The organism is Micromonospora marincola, from assembly GCF_056150385.1.
The window spans coordinates 89,050-103,337 of sequence record NZ_JAXCFT010000020.1 but is presented as its reverse complement, the minus strand read 5'-3'; the positions used below and the strand labels follow the sequence as shown (position 1 = coordinate 103,337).

The 14,288-nt window shown below is 72.6% G+C and carries 13 protein-coding genes; 7 read left to right on the top strand and 6 right to left on the bottom strand.

Features of this window, described 5'->3' with window-relative positions; all coding sequences use genetic code 11:
* Positions 1-112 precede the first annotated feature (112 nt).
* The 5 genes from SM450_RS27405 to SM450_RS27385 all read right to left on the bottom strand — a co-directional run bounded on the left by SM450_RS27405 (position 113) and on the right by SM450_RS27385 (position 4,963).
* Positions 113-1,147 (bottom strand): lactonase family protein, encoded by a 1,035-nt coding sequence (locus tag SM450_RS27405; protein WP_474622661.1) that lies wholly within the window; start codon positions 1,145-1,147, stop codon positions 113-115.
* Between the two features lie 68 nt (positions 1,148-1,215).
* Positions 1,216-1,809: a GTP-binding protein gene (locus SM450_RS27400; protein ID WP_282284365.1), complete on the bottom strand. Its 594-nt coding sequence runs from the start codon at positions 1,807-1,809 to the stop codon at positions 1,216-1,218.
* Positions 1,790-2,179, bottom strand: a complete 390-nt coding sequence (locus SM450_RS27395) for a DUF742 domain-containing protein (protein ID WP_474622660.1) — start codon at positions 2,177-2,179, stop codon at positions 1,790-1,792. The genes SM450_RS27400 and SM450_RS27395 overlap by 20 nt, the downstream gene beginning before the upstream one ends.
* Complete coding sequence (locus SM450_RS27390) at positions 2,169-2,591, bottom strand: roadblock/LC7 domain-containing protein (protein WP_474622659.1); 423 nt, start codon at positions 2,589-2,591, stop codon at positions 2,169-2,171. Before SM450_RS27390 ends, SM450_RS27395 begins: the two co-directional genes overlap by 11 nt.
* Positions 2,591-4,963 (bottom strand): sensor histidine kinase, encoded by a 2,373-nt coding sequence (locus SM450_RS27385; protein ID WP_474622658.1) that lies wholly within the window; start codon positions 4,961-4,963, stop codon positions 2,591-2,593. The genes SM450_RS27390 and SM450_RS27385 overlap by 1 nt, the downstream gene beginning before the upstream one ends.
* A 304-nt stretch (positions 4,964-5,267) precedes the next feature.
* Between SM450_RS27385 and SM450_RS27380 the strand changes: the two genes are divergently transcribed.
* The 5 genes from SM450_RS27380 (at position 5,268) to SM450_RS27360 (ending at position 9,676) form a co-directional block, all read left to right on the top strand.
* Positions 5,268-5,867 carry a hypothetical protein gene (locus tag SM450_RS27380; RefSeq protein WP_474622657.1) on the top strand — a complete coding sequence of 200 codons (600 nt, stop codon included), beginning with the start codon at positions 5,268-5,270 and terminating at the stop codon, positions 5,865-5,867.
* A 12-nt stretch (positions 5,868-5,879) separates the two neighbouring features.
* Positions 5,880-7,058: a hypothetical protein gene (locus tag SM450_RS27375; protein WP_474622656.1), complete on the top strand. Its 1,179-nt coding sequence runs from the start codon at positions 5,880-5,882 to the stop codon at positions 7,056-7,058.
* A gap of 175 nt (positions 7,059-7,233) precedes the next feature.
* On the top strand, positions 7,234-8,865 hold the full coding sequence (locus SM450_RS27370; RefSeq protein WP_474622655.1) for a sodium:solute symporter family protein: 1,632 nt from the start codon (positions 7,234-7,236) through the stop codon (positions 8,863-8,865).
* A gap of 16 nt (positions 8,866-8,881) precedes the next feature.
* Positions 8,882-9,202, top strand: coding sequence for a hypothetical protein (locus tag SM450_RS27365; RefSeq protein ID WP_474622654.1), 321 nt, complete (start codon positions 8,882-8,884; stop codon positions 9,200-9,202).
* Between the two features lie 90 nt (positions 9,203-9,292).
* On the top strand, positions 9,293-9,676 hold the full coding sequence (locus SM450_RS27360) for a hypothetical protein (RefSeq protein ID WP_474622653.1): 384 nt from the start codon (positions 9,293-9,295) through the stop codon (positions 9,674-9,676).
* Positions 9,677-9,784: 108 nt separating this feature from the next.
* Here the strand turns inward: SM450_RS27360 and SM450_RS27355 are convergent, their stop codons facing one another.
* Complete coding sequence (locus SM450_RS27355; RefSeq protein ID WP_474622652.1) at positions 9,785-11,587, bottom strand: glycoside hydrolase family 6 protein; 1,803 nt, start codon at positions 11,585-11,587, stop codon at positions 9,785-9,787.
* A gap of 520 nt (positions 11,588-12,107) precedes the next feature.
* On the opposite strand from SM450_RS27355, the gene SM450_RS27350 reads away from it, so the two are divergent.
* Both SM450_RS27350 and SM450_RS27345 read left to right on the top strand, forming a co-directional pair.
* Positions 12,108-13,247: a collagen-like domain-containing protein gene (locus SM450_RS27350; protein ID WP_474622651.1), complete on the top strand. Its 1,140-nt coding sequence runs from the start codon at positions 12,108-12,110 to the stop codon at positions 13,245-13,247.
* 250 nt (positions 13,248-13,497) lie between these two features.
* On the top strand, positions 13,498-14,232 hold the full coding sequence (locus SM450_RS27345; protein WP_474622666.1) for a class F sortase: 735 nt from the start codon (positions 13,498-13,500) through the stop codon (positions 14,230-14,232).
* Positions 14,233-14,288: the final 56 nt, after the last annotated feature.

Genomic DNA, 14,288 nt, shown 5'->3' with positions numbered 1-14,288 from the left:
GCGCAAGGCACTCGGGTGGAGAACGCCCGGCGAGGCCCTTAACGATCTGTTATCGTCCACTCAGGACAAATGTGTTGCAACGACTGGTTGAAACCGGTCGGTCACCGCGCCGTCACATCAGTACGCAGGTCGGGCTCGCGGCCGGCACCGGCTCCCCGACCGGCTCCGGCACCCCGGTGCCGGGGTCCACCCGGAATACCCGGATCAGGTCGGCCCGTTCGTCCGCCACGTACAGGTGTCCCCCGGCCAACGCGAAGTGCCGGGGCCACTCACCGCCGGTGTCCACCTCCGCCACCAACTCCGGCGCCGCGCCGCCGAGCGCGAAGACGGCCACCGTGCCCACCCCGCGGTTGCCCACGTAGAGGAAGCGCCCGTCCGGCCCGACCGCCACCTCGGAGGGCTGGACGTGCCCGGTCCGGCCGCTGGCGTCGACCCGGGCCCCCTGGCGCAGCCCGTCCGGCGTCAGGTCGTACGCGGTGACCGTGCCGTCCAGCTCACCGACAAGCCAACAGCGCCGCCCGTCCGGGTGCCGGGCCAGGTGCCGGGGCCCGCTGCCGGCCGGCGTCCGCAGCCGGGGTCCCCGGGGCGCCAGCCGCCCCGAGTCGGCGTCCAGGTCGTACCGGTAGACCGAGTCGGTGCCCAGGTCCACGGCGAGCAGCGGCCCGCCGTCCGGGTCGGGCGACACCATGTGGCAGTGCGCCCGCTCCTGCCGCTCCGGATCGACGCCGTGCCCCTCGTGCCGGACCAGGTCGGTGCGCTCCCCCGGCACGCCGTCGGCGTCCAACGGGAACACCGCCAGGCTGCCGCCGCCGTAGTTGGCCACGAAGAGGTGCCACCCGTCCGGCGCGACCGCGAGATGGCACGGCTCGGCCCCACCGGTCGGGCGTACGCCAAGCGGCGCGAGGTCGCCGTCCGACGCCACCCGGAAGGCGCTCACCCGCCCCTCGGGGAGTTCGTTGACGGCGTACACCACGGGCCGCCCCGGATGCCGGACGAGGAACGACGGCGACGGGGTGACCGCCACGGTCCCGAGTGGCGTCAACGCCCCGGTCGCCGGGTCGCGCCGCGCCGCCACGATCCCGTCCGCCCGCCCGTCCGACTCCGCCGTGTAGCCGCCGATGTGGACGATGTCGTGCTGCCCGGTCAACGCTCCCACCTTCCGCCGTTGCTGCTGCGATCCCACCAGGATCCCACCGGAATCCCCGCGCGACCGGGTCAGCCCACCGGCACCGGCTCGCCGCGCTGCCGGGCCACGTGCTCGACCAGCGAGATCAACACCAGTTTGCCGGACTGCCGGTCCCGGGCGTCGCACAACACAAGCGGAACGTCCGGATCGAGGTCCAGCGCGTCGCGGACCGCCTCCAGGCCGAACCGCCGGGAACCCTCGAAGCAGTTCACCCCGACCACGAAGGGGATGCCCCGCTGCTCGAAGTAGTCGATCGAGGGGAAGCAGTCGGCCAGCCGGCGGGTGTCGGCGAGCACCACCGCGCCGAGCGCGCCGAAGGCCAGCTCGTCCCAGAGGAACCAGAACCGGTCCTGACCCGGAGTGCCGAACAGATAGACCTGGAGATCGTCGTTGATGGTGATCCGACCGAAGTCCATCGCCACCGTGGTGGTCGACTTCTGCTCCACCCCGGAGACGTCGTCGGTGCCCAGACCGGCCCCGGTCAGCACCTCCTCGGTCTGCAACGGGCGGACCTCGCTCAACGCGCTGACGAGCGTCGTCTTGCCGGCGCCGAAGCCACCCGCGATGAGGATCTTCAAAGCCAGCGGCACGGCCGGCTCGCGATCAAAGCGCACGGAGTCCATTGACCACCGCCTTGAGGATGTTGTCGTCGGGCAGGTACGCGGCGGCCGGGGGCCGGTGCACCGCGACGAACCCATGGGCGAGAAGATCACCGAGCAGTACCCGGACCACGCCCACGGCGAGATCCAGGTCGGCGGCGAGGTCGGCGACGGCCTTCGGCCGCCGGGCCAGCTCGACCAGGCGACGGTGCTCCGGCTGGAGACCTGGGACACCGGCCGGCTCGGCCGCCGACGTGGTCAGCACGAAGGCCAGCAGGTCGAAGCCGTCGACAGGCGGGCGCACCCGCCCGCCGGTGAGCGTGTACGGGCGCACCACCGGACCGGCGTCGGCGTCCAGCCACTCGTGCGCCGGGACCGGCGACTCAGCCCGCATCGGTCGGCTCCGCCACGATCCGGGCCGGCGCCGCCAGGTTCTCGCCGACGCGGATCACAAGCATCGCCATCTCGTACGCCACCAGGCCGATGTCGGCCTCGGCGTCGCTGGCCACGGCCAGGCAGGCGCCCTGCCCGGCGGCCGTGACGAACAGGTACGCCGACTCCATCTCGACCACCGTCTGCCGGACCGCGCCGCCGTCCAGGTGCCGGGTGGCCCCCTTGGCCAGGCCGGAGAAGCCGGAGGCAAGCGCGCAGAGGTGTTCCGCGTCGGTGCGGTCCTGGTCGGCGGAGGCGCCGAGGAGCAGCCCGTCCGCCGACAGGACCACCGCCCGGCGCGCGCCCGGCACGCGCTCCACCAGGTCGTCGAGCAGCCAGTCGAGATCGGCGTTCTGCCGCGTCGTGTGCACCACTAGGCGTCCCTCTCTGTCGCGGTTCGTTGGTCCGGCGCCGGCGGGGAGGGCTCCGTTGCCGGCTCCGGCGCGGTGGACGGCGTACCGGTGTCACCCGGCACGTCGGCGGGCTCGTCAGGGCCGGCGCCCCGGATCCGCGCGACAGTCGGACCACCGGCGACGCGCGTGCCGTCCCGACGCCCGCGCGCGGTGCCGGCCTGCAACGCGGACATGGCCCGGCGGGCCTCCTCCGGCGGGCGGAGGGCCGGAGTGTCGGCGGCGACCGCGCGGGGACGCGCCGCCGGGCCGCGCCGCCGCACCCGGCGGGGCAGGCCGTCGTCGTCGGCGGGCGGTTCCACGGTCGAGGCGCGGGCCGCCGCCAACGGGATCACCGTGGACTCCGGGCGCTCCCGGCCCGGCCGGGTGGACCGGCCCCGGGGCACCGTGGTCAGCCGGCTCACCTTGGCCATCCGCCGCCGGTCCGGACCGGCGGTGGCGTCCGAGCCGACCGGCGGCTCGTCGGTGATCAGGTCCGACGGTACGAACACCGCTGCGGTCGTCCCGCCCGGACGTCCCGGTCGGAGCTCCACCCCCACGCCGTGCCGCGCGGCCAGCCGGGCCACCACGAACAGGCCCAGCCGGGCGCTGTCGGTCGGGTCGAACTCCGGCGGGACGGCCAGCTTGCGGTTGGCCGCCGCCATCGTCGGCGGGGACATGCCGAGCCCCCGGTCGGTGATCTCGATGAGGTAGCCGCCCGGCAGGGTGCGGCCGGTGACGTCCACCCGGGTCCCGGGCGGGGAGAAGGCGGTCGCGTTCTCGATCAGCTCGGCGAGCAGGTGGATCACGTCCCCGACAGCGCGGCCGAGCACCCCGGCCGGCTGCGCCTCACCCACGTCGACCCGGTCGTACGCCTCGACCTCGGAGATCGCCCCGCGCATCACGTCCACCGCCGCGACCGGCCGGCGCCACCCCCGCCCGGGCGCGGCCCCGGCCAGGATGACCAGGTCTTCGGCGTGCCGGCGGAGCCGGGTGGCGAGGTGGTCGACCTGGAACAGCCCGGCCAGCTCGTCCGGGTCCTCGGTGCGCCGTTCCAGCCGGTCCAGCAGCGCCAGTTGACGGTGGACCAGCCCCTGGCTGCGCCGGGCCAGGTTGAGGATGACCTCGTTGAACCCGCGGCGCAGGGTGACCTCGTCGGCCGCGGCGCGGACGGCGGTCCGGCGTACCTCGTTGAACGCGCGCGCCACCTGACCGATCTCGTCCCCGCCGTGGTCCAGCTCGGGAGCCTCGCGGGCGACGTCGACCTCCTCGCCCCGGCGCAGCCGGGCGACGACGTCGGGCAGCCGCTGCTCGGCCACCTCGGTCGCGGCGGTGCGCACGCTTGTCAGCCGCTGCGCCAGCGACCGGCCGACCCGCAGCGCCACGAGCACGCAGACCACGATCGCGACCAGGCCGAGCACTCCGGCGACGGCGAGCTGGATCAGGATCCGCGCCGCCATCGGCACGGAACGTTCGGTGAGACGGTCCGCGCCCCGCAGCTCGAAGTCCCGCAGACCCGCCCAGACCTCGGTATGGCTGGTCTCCCAGGCGCGCACGTCGAAGCGGGCGGGCAGGCCGGTGGAGCGGATCAGAGTGTCCTGAAGGGCGCGCAGCCGGAGGAACGCGCCGCCCTCGGTCAGTCGCTGGTAGTCGGCCCGCTCGTCGGGCGGCAGGTCGGCGACCGCGTTCTCGGCCAGGAACCGCTGGTTCTCCACCGTCCGCACGAGCTGTTCGTGCTCGCCCTCGGCGTACCGGCCGGCGGTGACGGCGCCGGCAAGCAGCGCGTCGGCCTGGCCGAGCAGCTCACGGGAGCGCCCCAGCGCGGTGAGCGCGGACGCCTCCCGGTTGATCTGGGCGTCGGGCGTCGCGGCCATGGCGGAGAACGCCTGGAACGCCGAGCCGATCATCCCGCTGTAGAGCCCTACCGCGCCGGCCCGGTCCACCTTCCGGTCGTCGATGAAGACCCGCCCCGCGGGCAGCGCGTCGAGCGCCGCGCCCAGTTGGTCGAGCCGGGCGTCGAGGTGGTCGTCGGCCGCGTCGCGCAACTCCTCGCCGTCGATCCGGCGGCGCAGCTCGGCGACGGCCAGGTCGGTGCGCCCGCGTTGCCCGGCCAGCTCCGGCAGGACGCCGTCACCGGCGAGCTGGACCACCGAGAGCCGTCGTTCCCGTTGCAACTCGGCGACCACGCTCTCCCCCGGCCGACCCAGGTCGTAGAGGAAGGTGCGGGCGGCCAGCAGGTCGAGCGCGGGCCCGAAGGTGAGCGTGGTGGCGAAGATCCACAGTGCCAGCAGCCCGGTCACCGGGCCGATGACCAGCGCGGTCAGCTTGGCGCGGATCGGCCAGTCGCGGGTGTTCAATCAGACCTCGCCCGGGAAGGTTCGCTGGGTGGCTCCGGCAACGGCCGTCCGGTCACCGGCCACGGACGCCGGAGCCCGACCGGACGCCTTGGGCAGGATACGTAATCCCCGGCGGATGCACTACCGGCCGTCTCGACGCTCGCTACCGTCCGAGACGAGCCTGGTGGACGCCGTCAGAGCCCGACTCGTCGCCGGACGGGCGTTTCTTCCACCGCCCCGCTTTTTCCACCCCACCGGGAAAGTGCCCCGGAACGGGATTGGCGATCACCCGCAGCAGGGAATACCAGCTGCTGAAGGAGGAGCCATGTCGCCCACCCAGGTAGTCGTCATAGTCATCGTCGTCGTCATCGTCGCCGCGCTCGTCGCGTTCGCCCTGATCGCGAATCGCCGCCGGGCGCTGCGGCAACGTTTCGGCCCGGAGTACGACCGGGTCGTCGCCGAGCAGGACAGCCGGGGCGCCGCCGAGCGCGAGCTGCGGGAGCGCGAGCGCCGGCACGCCGAGCTGGAGCTGACCCCGCTCAGCCCGGAGTCCCGGGCCCGCTACGCCGCCGCCTGGGAGGAGGTCCAGGTGCGCTTCGTCGACTCGCCGACGGAAACCGTCGGCGAAGCTGACGAGTTGGTCAGCCAACTGATCGCCGAGCGCGGATACCCCACCGGGGACTTCTCCGACCAGATCGCCCACCTCTCCGTCGAGCACGCCCGCACACTCACCCACTACCGCGACGCCCACGAGATCCGGCAGCGCAACGAACGCGGTGAGGCCGGCACCGAGGACCTCCGCCAGGCGCTTGTGCACTACCGGGCCCTCTTCGCCGACCTGCTCGGCGAGGACCCGGTCGCCCAGCACACGCCGGAACAGCGCCACCCCGATCCCGACCCCGAGCACGACGCCACGAGCCGCTGAGGAGCCGCCGCCATGCGCCAGGAAGAGCAGCAGGTCACGCAGGACCACCCCGAGGCCGTACGATCCGCGCCGGTACCGGTCCCGCCACCGGACGGCCACGCCGACGATCACGCCGGCCGGGCCGGAGTGCCCGAGGACGCGCTCGACGACCGGGGCACGTTCGACGACCCGGCCGTGGGTGACGAGCGGGACGCGGAGTCCGACGAGACGCGGGCGTACGACGCCGGCGAGACGGACGACGCGGCCGACCGGTTGGACGACGGCGAGACGCGCGACGACGACGGTCGGCCCACCTTCCACGAGCCGGCGCCGCTGCCGACGGCGTTCGGCGCGGCCACGGTCGGCGACGCGGTGGCCGCCTCGGCGCTGGCCGGCGGCCGTCCGCAGGACGAGCGGGACGCGCGCGGCGAGGACACCGCCGTCCCCGGCGACGGCGCACCGGGCCGCACCGAGCCGCTCGACGACGAGCGGGCCGACCCGACCGCCGGTGACCGGCTGCACGACCGGGACCAGTGGGACGCCGAGCACGCCGACAGCGAGCGGGACGACACGGTCGTCGTCGACGGCACCGACGTCGCCCACGCGGACCGCGACGAGACCCCGGTCGTCGACGCGGACCGGGACGGCGTGCCCGGCTCGGACCGGGACGGCGTGCCCGGCTCGGACCGGGACGGCGTGCCCGGCTCGGACCGGGACGGCGTGCCCGGCTCGGACCGGGACGACGCGGTGGCCGCCGGCGCGGTCGGCTACGGCAGCCCCGAGCCGGGCCTGGTCGACCCCGACGCCGAGCCCGTCGCCGACACCACCGGACGCCACCACGACAGCGGCAACGCGGACACCGCCACCGTCGCGGCGGGTGCGGCGGGCGGCGGCGCGGCGCTTGCCGGCGCCGAGCGGCCCACGCCCGGCGCCGTGCCGGGCGACGCGGCGACGCTGTTCGCCCCGGAGGCCGCGCAGGGCTTCCGGGACCGCTGGCGCGACGTCCAGCTTCGCTTCGTGGACGACCCGCAGGCCGCGGTCGGCGAGGCGGAGTCGCTTGTCGAGGAGGCGATCGAAGCGCTCTCCACGGCGCTGCGGGAGCAGCGCACCCGGCTCGGCGCCTGGCAGGAGTCCGGCTCGTCCGACACCGAGCAGCTCCGGATGGCCGTACGCGGCTACCGCGACTTCCTGGACCGCGTGCTGGGCCGCTGACGCCCCCCACCCGTCACCTCACACGGCTGACCGTGTGAGAAGGGGCCCCTTCTCGACGCCAGGCGTTAAGAAGGGGCCCCTCCTTGCATCAAACCTCGCGATCGGGGTACATCCGGGCGCAGCATGCACCCGGATGAGGGGAGCCACAGGCATGGGCGGCGGCCTACGGTTGAACATGAACGCCTTGGACTATCTGATCCTGGCGCTCTATTTCGTCACGGTGCTCGGGGTCGGCTTCGCCGCCCGGCGCGCCATCAAGACCAGCGTCGACTTCTTCCTGTCCGGGCGCTCGCTGCCCGCCTGGGTCACCGGCCTGGCGTTCGTCTCGGCGAACCTGGGCGCGCTGGAGATCATCGGCATGGCCGCCAACGGCGCCCAGTACGGCATCATGACGGTCCACTACTACTGGATCGGCGCCGTGCCGGCGATGGTCTTCCTCGGCATCGTGATGATGCCCTTCTACTACGGTTCCAAGGTCCGCAGCGTCCCGGAATACCTGCGGCTGCGCTTCAACCGCCCCACCCACCTGCTCAACGCGATCAGCTTCGCGATCGCCCAGGTGCTGATCGCGGGCGTGAACCTCTACGCGCTGGCGCTGATCATGCAGGCGCTGCTGGGCTGGCCGCTCTGGGTCGCGATCGTGATCGGCGCGGCGATCGTGCTGGCGTACATCACGGTCGGCGGGCTCTCCGGCGCCATCTACAACGAGGTGCTCCAGTTCTTCGTGATCATCGCGGGCCTGGTGCCGATCACGGTGATCGGCCTGGTCAAGGTCGGCGGCGTGAACGGGCTGATGGACGCGGTGCGGGGCTCCAAGCTCGGCGAGGCCGGCCTGCACGCCTGGCAGGGCACCGGCAGCACCGACAACCCGCTCGGCGCGCACTGGCTCGGCATCGTCTTCGGCCTCGGCTTCGTGCTCTCCTTCGGCTACTGGACCACCAACTTCGCCGAGGTGCAGCGCGCGCTGTCGGCGCGGAACATGAGCGCGGCCCGGCGTACCCCGATCATCGGGGCGTACCCGAAGCTGCTCATCCCGGTGGTCACCGTGATCCCCGGCCTGATCGCCCTGATCACGGTCAAGGGTCTGGGCGCCGACCAGGGCGACCTGGTCTACAACAACGCCATCCCGCTGCTCATGCGCGACCTGCTGCCCAACGGCGTGCTCGGCATCGCGGTGACCGGCCTGGTCGCGTCGTTCATGGCCGGCATGGCGGCAAACGTCAGCGGCTTCAACACCGTCTTCACGTACGACATCTGGCAGGCGTACTTCCGGCGGGACCGCCCGGACGACTACTACGTGAGGGTGGGCCGGATCGCCACCGTGGTCGCGGTGGTGGTCGGCATCGGCACCGCCTTCATCGCGGCCGGCTTCAGCAACATCATGAACTACATCCAGGCGCTCTTCTCGGTCTTCAACGCCCCGCTCTTTGGCACCTTCATCATCGGCATGTTCTGGCGTCGGATGAGCGCGTTGGCCGGCTTCTGGTCGCTGCTCTCCGGCACGGTGGTGGCGATCGCCACCTACCTGCTCTACAAGATCGACGTGATCAGCTTCAACTCCGACCTGGAGGAGAGCTTCTGGGGCGCGGGCCTGGCCTTCGTCACGGTCGCGGTGGTGGCCGCGATCATCACGCCGCTGACCCGGCCGAAGACCGACGACGAGCTGACCGGCCTGGTGTACGGCATGAGCAACACCACGCTCGCCGACGACTCGCTGGCCGGCGACGCGGCCTGGTACCGCTCCCCGGTGCTGCTCGGCGTCGTCGCCGTGATCCTCGCCGCCCTCTTCTACATCCCGGTCTTCTGAGGAAGGGACCCACGTCATGGCAGACAACGCGGACCGCTACCAGGACGGCGAGGCCCACGACCCGCTTGTCGACGAGACCGAGGACGCCCGGGAGGAGCACTCCGCCGCGGCCCGGCTGTTCGACATCCGCCGGGTGATCGGTGGGCTGTTCGTCGCGTACGGGCTGATCGTCGGGCTGATGGGGCTCTTCGACTCGTCGGCCGAGATCGACAAGGCGCAGGGCGTCCGGATCAACCTGTGGGCCGGCGCGGTGATGCTCGTGTTCGGGCTGCTCATGCTGCTCTGGCAGCGGCTCAGCCCGACCGAGGCGCCGGAGATCCGGTCCGACGAGTCCTGACCCGGCCGCGCGTGTCCCGGGCCGGCCGGCATGGCCGGCCCGGCAGGGGGTAGGCCGGGGGGATCAGCGATGGGGACAGGAGGCAGCAGCATGACCGATCGTGACCCCGGTGGCGAGCGCCCGCTGGAGGAGACCCCCGAGGTGGCCTCGGCGGTGGACGACGACAGCACGGTGCCGCAGTTGCGTGCCGGCGGCGCCGACCCGGACAACCCCTCGTTCACCGAGCCGGACGGCGCGGTGGCCGACACCGGGTCGCCGGACATCCTCGGCGACCCGTACGCGGCCGGGACCGGCGCGACCGGCACCGGCACCGGAGCCGGCGGGGACGACGTCCGCACCGGCGCCGAGCAGCCCTGGGAACCGGAGGACCTGGTGCGGGCGCGTGGTCAGGACGTGACCCCGGAGAACCTGGAGCGGGCGCGCCGCGACCTGGCCGAGCTGGGTCGGGCGGCGATCGAGAAGACGGTGCCCTGACCTGGGGACAGCCGGGGGCCCCTGGTCGACGTGGGCGTCGACCAGGGGCCCGGGGAACCCGCGCGGCGGTGCCTCACTCCCGCCGCGGCGGGTGGTCCGGCCGCGGCTCTACAGCGCCGGGTAGGCGTTCTGCATGAGCTGCGTGAACTGGGCCGGGAAGAACGCACCGGAGATCGGCGCGTCCGGCAGGGCGCCGGACATGCTGTTCCCGTTGCGGGCGTTGCCGGTGTACGTCGGGTCGCACATCCGGTCGAAGCCCTTGCCCTCGTTGTTCGGGATCTCCTTGCTGGAGCCGTCCGACTCACCCGGGGGCTTCACCCAGACGTAGGCGTCGATGCCGGACTCCGGCGCCGCCTTCGGCCGCTCGCCGAGGCCCGCACCAGCCTGGTTGCACCAGTTGCCGGCGTGGAAGCGACGGTCGATCCGACCGCCGTTGACGTAGGCGTCCACGCTCGTCGACGGGCCCGGGCCGGTGGGCCGGGCGGAGCCGCCCCAGCCGTTGCGGGAGGTGTCGATAAGCATGCCGATGTTGCTGTCGAAGCCGATCGAGACCAGCTTCTGCCGGAACGCCTGGGCGAACGACAGCTCGTCGACGTACATGTTCCAGTCGACCCACTTGGACTGCCGCACGGAGGTGCCGTTCACCGAGTCGGTGATCTTGACGTACGGCTCCTTGAGCGCGGAGTAGTTCGCCGTGTTGGTGATGAAGCCCTGCACGTTGTGCACGGTGCTGCCGGACGCGACGGCGGCGGCCTTGAGCTGGTCGGCCACCGGGCCGAAGTTGCTGTCCCAGCCGAGCCAGCCGTGGTGGCCGGCATCGATGTAGTTGTAGACGTTGCCGATCGCGCCCAGCTTGGCGAGCGCGTAGCCCACGCCGTTGACGTACGCGCCGTTGGCCTTGACGGTGTCACACATCACGGTGCCGCCGGCGTTGCCCGAGGTGTTGGTCACCAGGTTGGGCAGCGAGTCGATCTCGATGATGTTGACGATGCGCAGGCTCTTGTACTTCGCGTCGCTCTGGATCGCAGCGATCGGGTCGATGTACTCGGACTTGTAGCGCGGCAGCTCGTCCGGGCCCAGCTCACCGTTCGAGGCGAGCGCGGAGCAGTCCCGGCCGGGCAGGTTGTAGATGACGAACTGGATGTAGCCGGCGCCCTGGGCGAGCGCGGCGTCCAGGTGCGCCTTGACCCCCATCGAGCCGTTGGAGCTGCTGCCGGTGGTGCCGTTGATGGCGGCGATCCGGTCGAGCCATACGGCGGTCGGGTTGTTCGACACCCGGCTACCGCCGGAGACCGACTCGGCCTTGGCCTTCCACTCCGGGTTCACGTACCCCTTGACCCCGACGTAGGGGTTGTCCACCTTCTGCCCGGGCGGGGTGCTGGTGGGCGGGGTGCTCGTCGGCGGGGTGCTCGTCGGCGGCGTGCTCGTCGGCGGGGTGCTCGTCGGCGGCGTGCTGGTGGGCGGCGTGCTGGTGGGCGGCGTACCGCCGTTGCAGACCGTGCCGTTCAGCGTGAACTGGGTCGGCTTCGGGTTGCTGCCGCTCCACGCGCCGTTGAAGCCGATGTTGGTGCTGGCGCCGGTGCCCAGCGAGCCGTTGTAGGACTCGTTCTGCGCGGTGACGTTCTGGCCGCTCTGGGTCCACCTCGCCGACCAGCCCTGCTGCACGCGCTGGCTGCTGTTTCCGAAGGTGAAGCCGAGGTTCCACGAGCTGACCGGGTCACCGAGGTTCTTGATGACCACGTTGGCGGTGAAGCCACCGGCCCAGTCGTTGGTGGTGTAGTCCACGCTGCACTGGGTCGCGGCCTGTGCCGCGGTGACCGGGAGGGTCACGAGCCCACCGGCCACGAGGACGCCGGCGCTGGTGAGCGCCAACGTTCGGCTCCGGCCGGACAGCCTTCTCCACAGATTCATACCACTGATCTCCTTGGGCGAGACCGGATCCGCGTACGGCCCGGCGGAATGGCGGCGGTGGTCGTCCTGCGGGAACGACCGCGCACGCCACGGGTCACTTCGGGGACGCCCGACCCGGACGGGCGTGAGGGTGGTGGTGCCGACCGGTCCGCAGGACCGGCCGTGGGGAGCCGGACGTCGTTCCGGTGAGACCGGCTGCCCTCGACGTCTGAGCTCGCGGTGTGGCTCCCCGAACCGCGTGCAGCGATTCTTACATGGGAGCGCTTCCATGGCAATGCCTCGATACGCCCCCCGACCTTACCCCCGCTCGGGGCACGCCCGGCGAGGGGCGCATTCGTACCACGATCTGCCGCAGGTGGCGCAGACGGTGCCGGGGGCGGCTTCCGACGCGGTAAAGCCACATCATCGGCAAACTTCTAAAAACGAATCTTTCCCCGAATATGTCGCGAAACCGTCTAACGTCGGCCTTAGCTCGACTGACGTCGGGCTCAGGACGAACAGGGATGGAGTGACGCTGCTCATGGCTAAGAAGATGCTCGGGAAGGTCGTTGCGGGTGCCGCGCTCGGCGGTGCCGGCCTTCTCGCGTTCACCCCAGGTATGGCCAACGCGGGCGGGCACGACGACGAGGGCAAGGTCATCGCCAAGCCGCACGTGGTCAAGGCTGGTGACACCGTTGAACTGCTCCAGATCTGCTCCGAACCACAGGAGCACGCCTACGTCTGGTCGAAGGTCACCGGAAAGGTCGACCTCCACCCGGCCCGCGACGGCGAGCACGGCGGCTGGGCCGACAGCGGCGGCTGGGCCGACAGCGGCGACTCGGCCGACAGCGGCGGCTGGGCCGATCGTGGCGGCGAGTGGGCCGGCCAGGGCGAGGACTGGTCCGGCCGGGGCGACGACTGGACCGAGGAGGCCGACCAGGGCCCCGACGGCAAGGACGGGCACGGCGACGACCACGGCAAGGCCCCGGAGGGCAAGGACGACCACGGCAAGGGTCCCGAAGGCAAGGACGACAAGGCCAAGGCCCCCGAGGGCAAGGGCCCCGAGGGCAAGGGCCCCGAGGGCAAGGACGGGCACGGCCCGGGCGAGGCGGGGATGCCGGAGCCGCCGGCCGACCCGAAGCCGGGCGGGGTGGGTGCCGGCATGGCCGCCGACGCCGGCGACGAGGGCCCGGACGAGTACGGCCAGGCCGCCGAGCCGGGCTGGGACGCCGCCCTCTGGGCCGACGACCAGCACGCCAAGGACGCCAAGGACGACCAGCACGCCAAGGACGCCAAGGACGGCAAGGACGCCAAGGACGGCAAGGACGCCAAGGACGGCCACGGCGAGGACGGCAAGGACGCCAAGGACGAGCACGGCGGCGACGAGTACGGCCGCGGCGAGGACGAGGCCGGCTGGGAACACGGGAAGGACTTCGTCTACTACGGCGAGGCCCGCGTCTCCGAGGACGCCCACCCGGGCCGGTACGAGTTGTCGGGCTCCTGCGGCGAGGGCGAACTCGTGGTTCTGCCCCACGGCGGTGTCGACGGCGGTGACGGCGGCATGGCCACCACCGGCATGGACCGCGGTCTCGCGTCTGGAGGTGTCGGCATGATCGGTGCCGCCGCGCTTGGTGGCCTGGTGCTGCTGCGTCGGCGGCGGCGGGCCGGTGACCTGGTCTGATCGGACGACGACCCGGGCCGGCGGCCGTCACGGTAGACCGTGGCGTGCCGCCGGCACGGCGCTCGTCGTCCTGCTCGCCATGGTGGGCTCCGGCCTGATCGGCGCGTCCGTGCGTACCGTCCCGCCGCCCGCCCCGCCGCAGCCGATCGCGCAGGCCGGCACGACGGACCCCGCCGAGCCGGACGCCGATGGAATCCTCCAGGCCGACAAACCGTGGTACGCCCTCTCGCCGGATCCGGTCCCGCCCACGGTGCCGGAGCCGACCGAGCCACAGGTACCGACCGGGCCAGCGGGACCGACGGGTCCGACCGGACCAGCGGGACCAACCGGAACAGCGGGACCGACCGGACCGGCAGGACCGGCAGGACCGACCGGACCATCCGGACCAACCGGGCCGGCAGGACCAACCGGAACAGCAGGTACGACCGGGCCAGCGGCACCGACCGGACCAGCGGTACCCACAGCGCCCGCGCCGACGGGGACACCCAAGGGTCCGCCGGTTCCGACCGGCGGCGCCCCGGCCGGGTTGGCCCGGTCGGCGCCCACCACCATCGTGATCCCTCGGATCGGGGTACGCGCCGAGATCATGACGCTCGGCACCAACCCGGACGGCACGGTGCAGGTGCCCCCGCTGGACCAGGCGATGAAGGCGGGCTGGTACTCCCCCGGCGCCAGCCCCGGTGAGGTCGGCAACGCCGTCGTCGTCGGGCACGTCGACTCCGCCAAGCTCGGCCCGGCGGTCTTCTTCAGCCTCGGGGCCCTGGTGCGGGGGGACACCATCGCGGTCTCCCGGCAGGACGGCTCGACCGCCACCTTCACCGTGGAGGACGTCCGGTCGTACCCGAAGACGGCCTTCCCGGCGGAACAGGTCTACGGCCCGTCCGCCACCCCGGGCCTACGGGTGGTGACATGCGGCGGGGAGTTCGACCGAACCGCCGGCAGCTACCTGAACAACATCGTCGTCTACGCACACATGACCGCGTGACCGGCGCGGCGCTTCGGGTGTTAAGCGGGGCCCCCGCCTCTACCAAATGCGTTAAG

Bases quoted from the DNA above. Each gene is read 5' to 3' on its own strand.
- SM450_RS27400 (WP_282284365.1), bottom strand. From the start codon at position 1,809: ATGGACTCCGTGCGCTTTGATCGCGAGCCGGCCGTGCCGCTGGCTTTG.
- SM450_RS27395 (WP_474622660.1), bottom strand. From the start codon at position 2,179: ATGCGGGCTGAGTCGCCGGTCCCGGCGCACGAGTGGCTGGACGCCGAC.
- SM450_RS27380 (WP_474622657.1), top strand. From the start codon at position 5,268: ATGTCGCCCACCCAGGTAGTCGTCATAGTCATCGTCGTCGTCATCGTC.
- SM450_RS27375 (WP_474622656.1), top strand. From the start codon at position 5,880: ATGCGCCAGGAAGAGCAGCAGGTCACGCAGGACCACCCCGAGGCCGTA.
- SM450_RS27370 (WP_474622655.1), top strand. From the start codon at position 7,234: ATGAACGCCTTGGACTATCTGATCCTGGCGCTCTATTTCGTCACGGTG.
- SM450_RS27365 (WP_474622654.1), top strand. From the start codon at position 8,882: ATGGCAGACAACGCGGACCGCTACCAGGACGGCGAGGCCCACGACCCG.
- SM450_RS27360 (WP_474622653.1), top strand. From the start codon at position 9,293: ATGACCGATCGTGACCCCGGTGGCGAGCGCCCGCTGGAGGAGACCCCC.
- SM450_RS27355 (WP_474622652.1), bottom strand. From the start codon at position 11,587: ATGAATCTGTGGAGAAGGCTGTCCGGCCGGAGCCGAACGTTGGCGCTC.
- SM450_RS27350 (WP_474622651.1), top strand. From the start codon at position 12,108: ATGGCTAAGAAGATGCTCGGGAAGGTCGTTGCGGGTGCCGCGCTCGGC.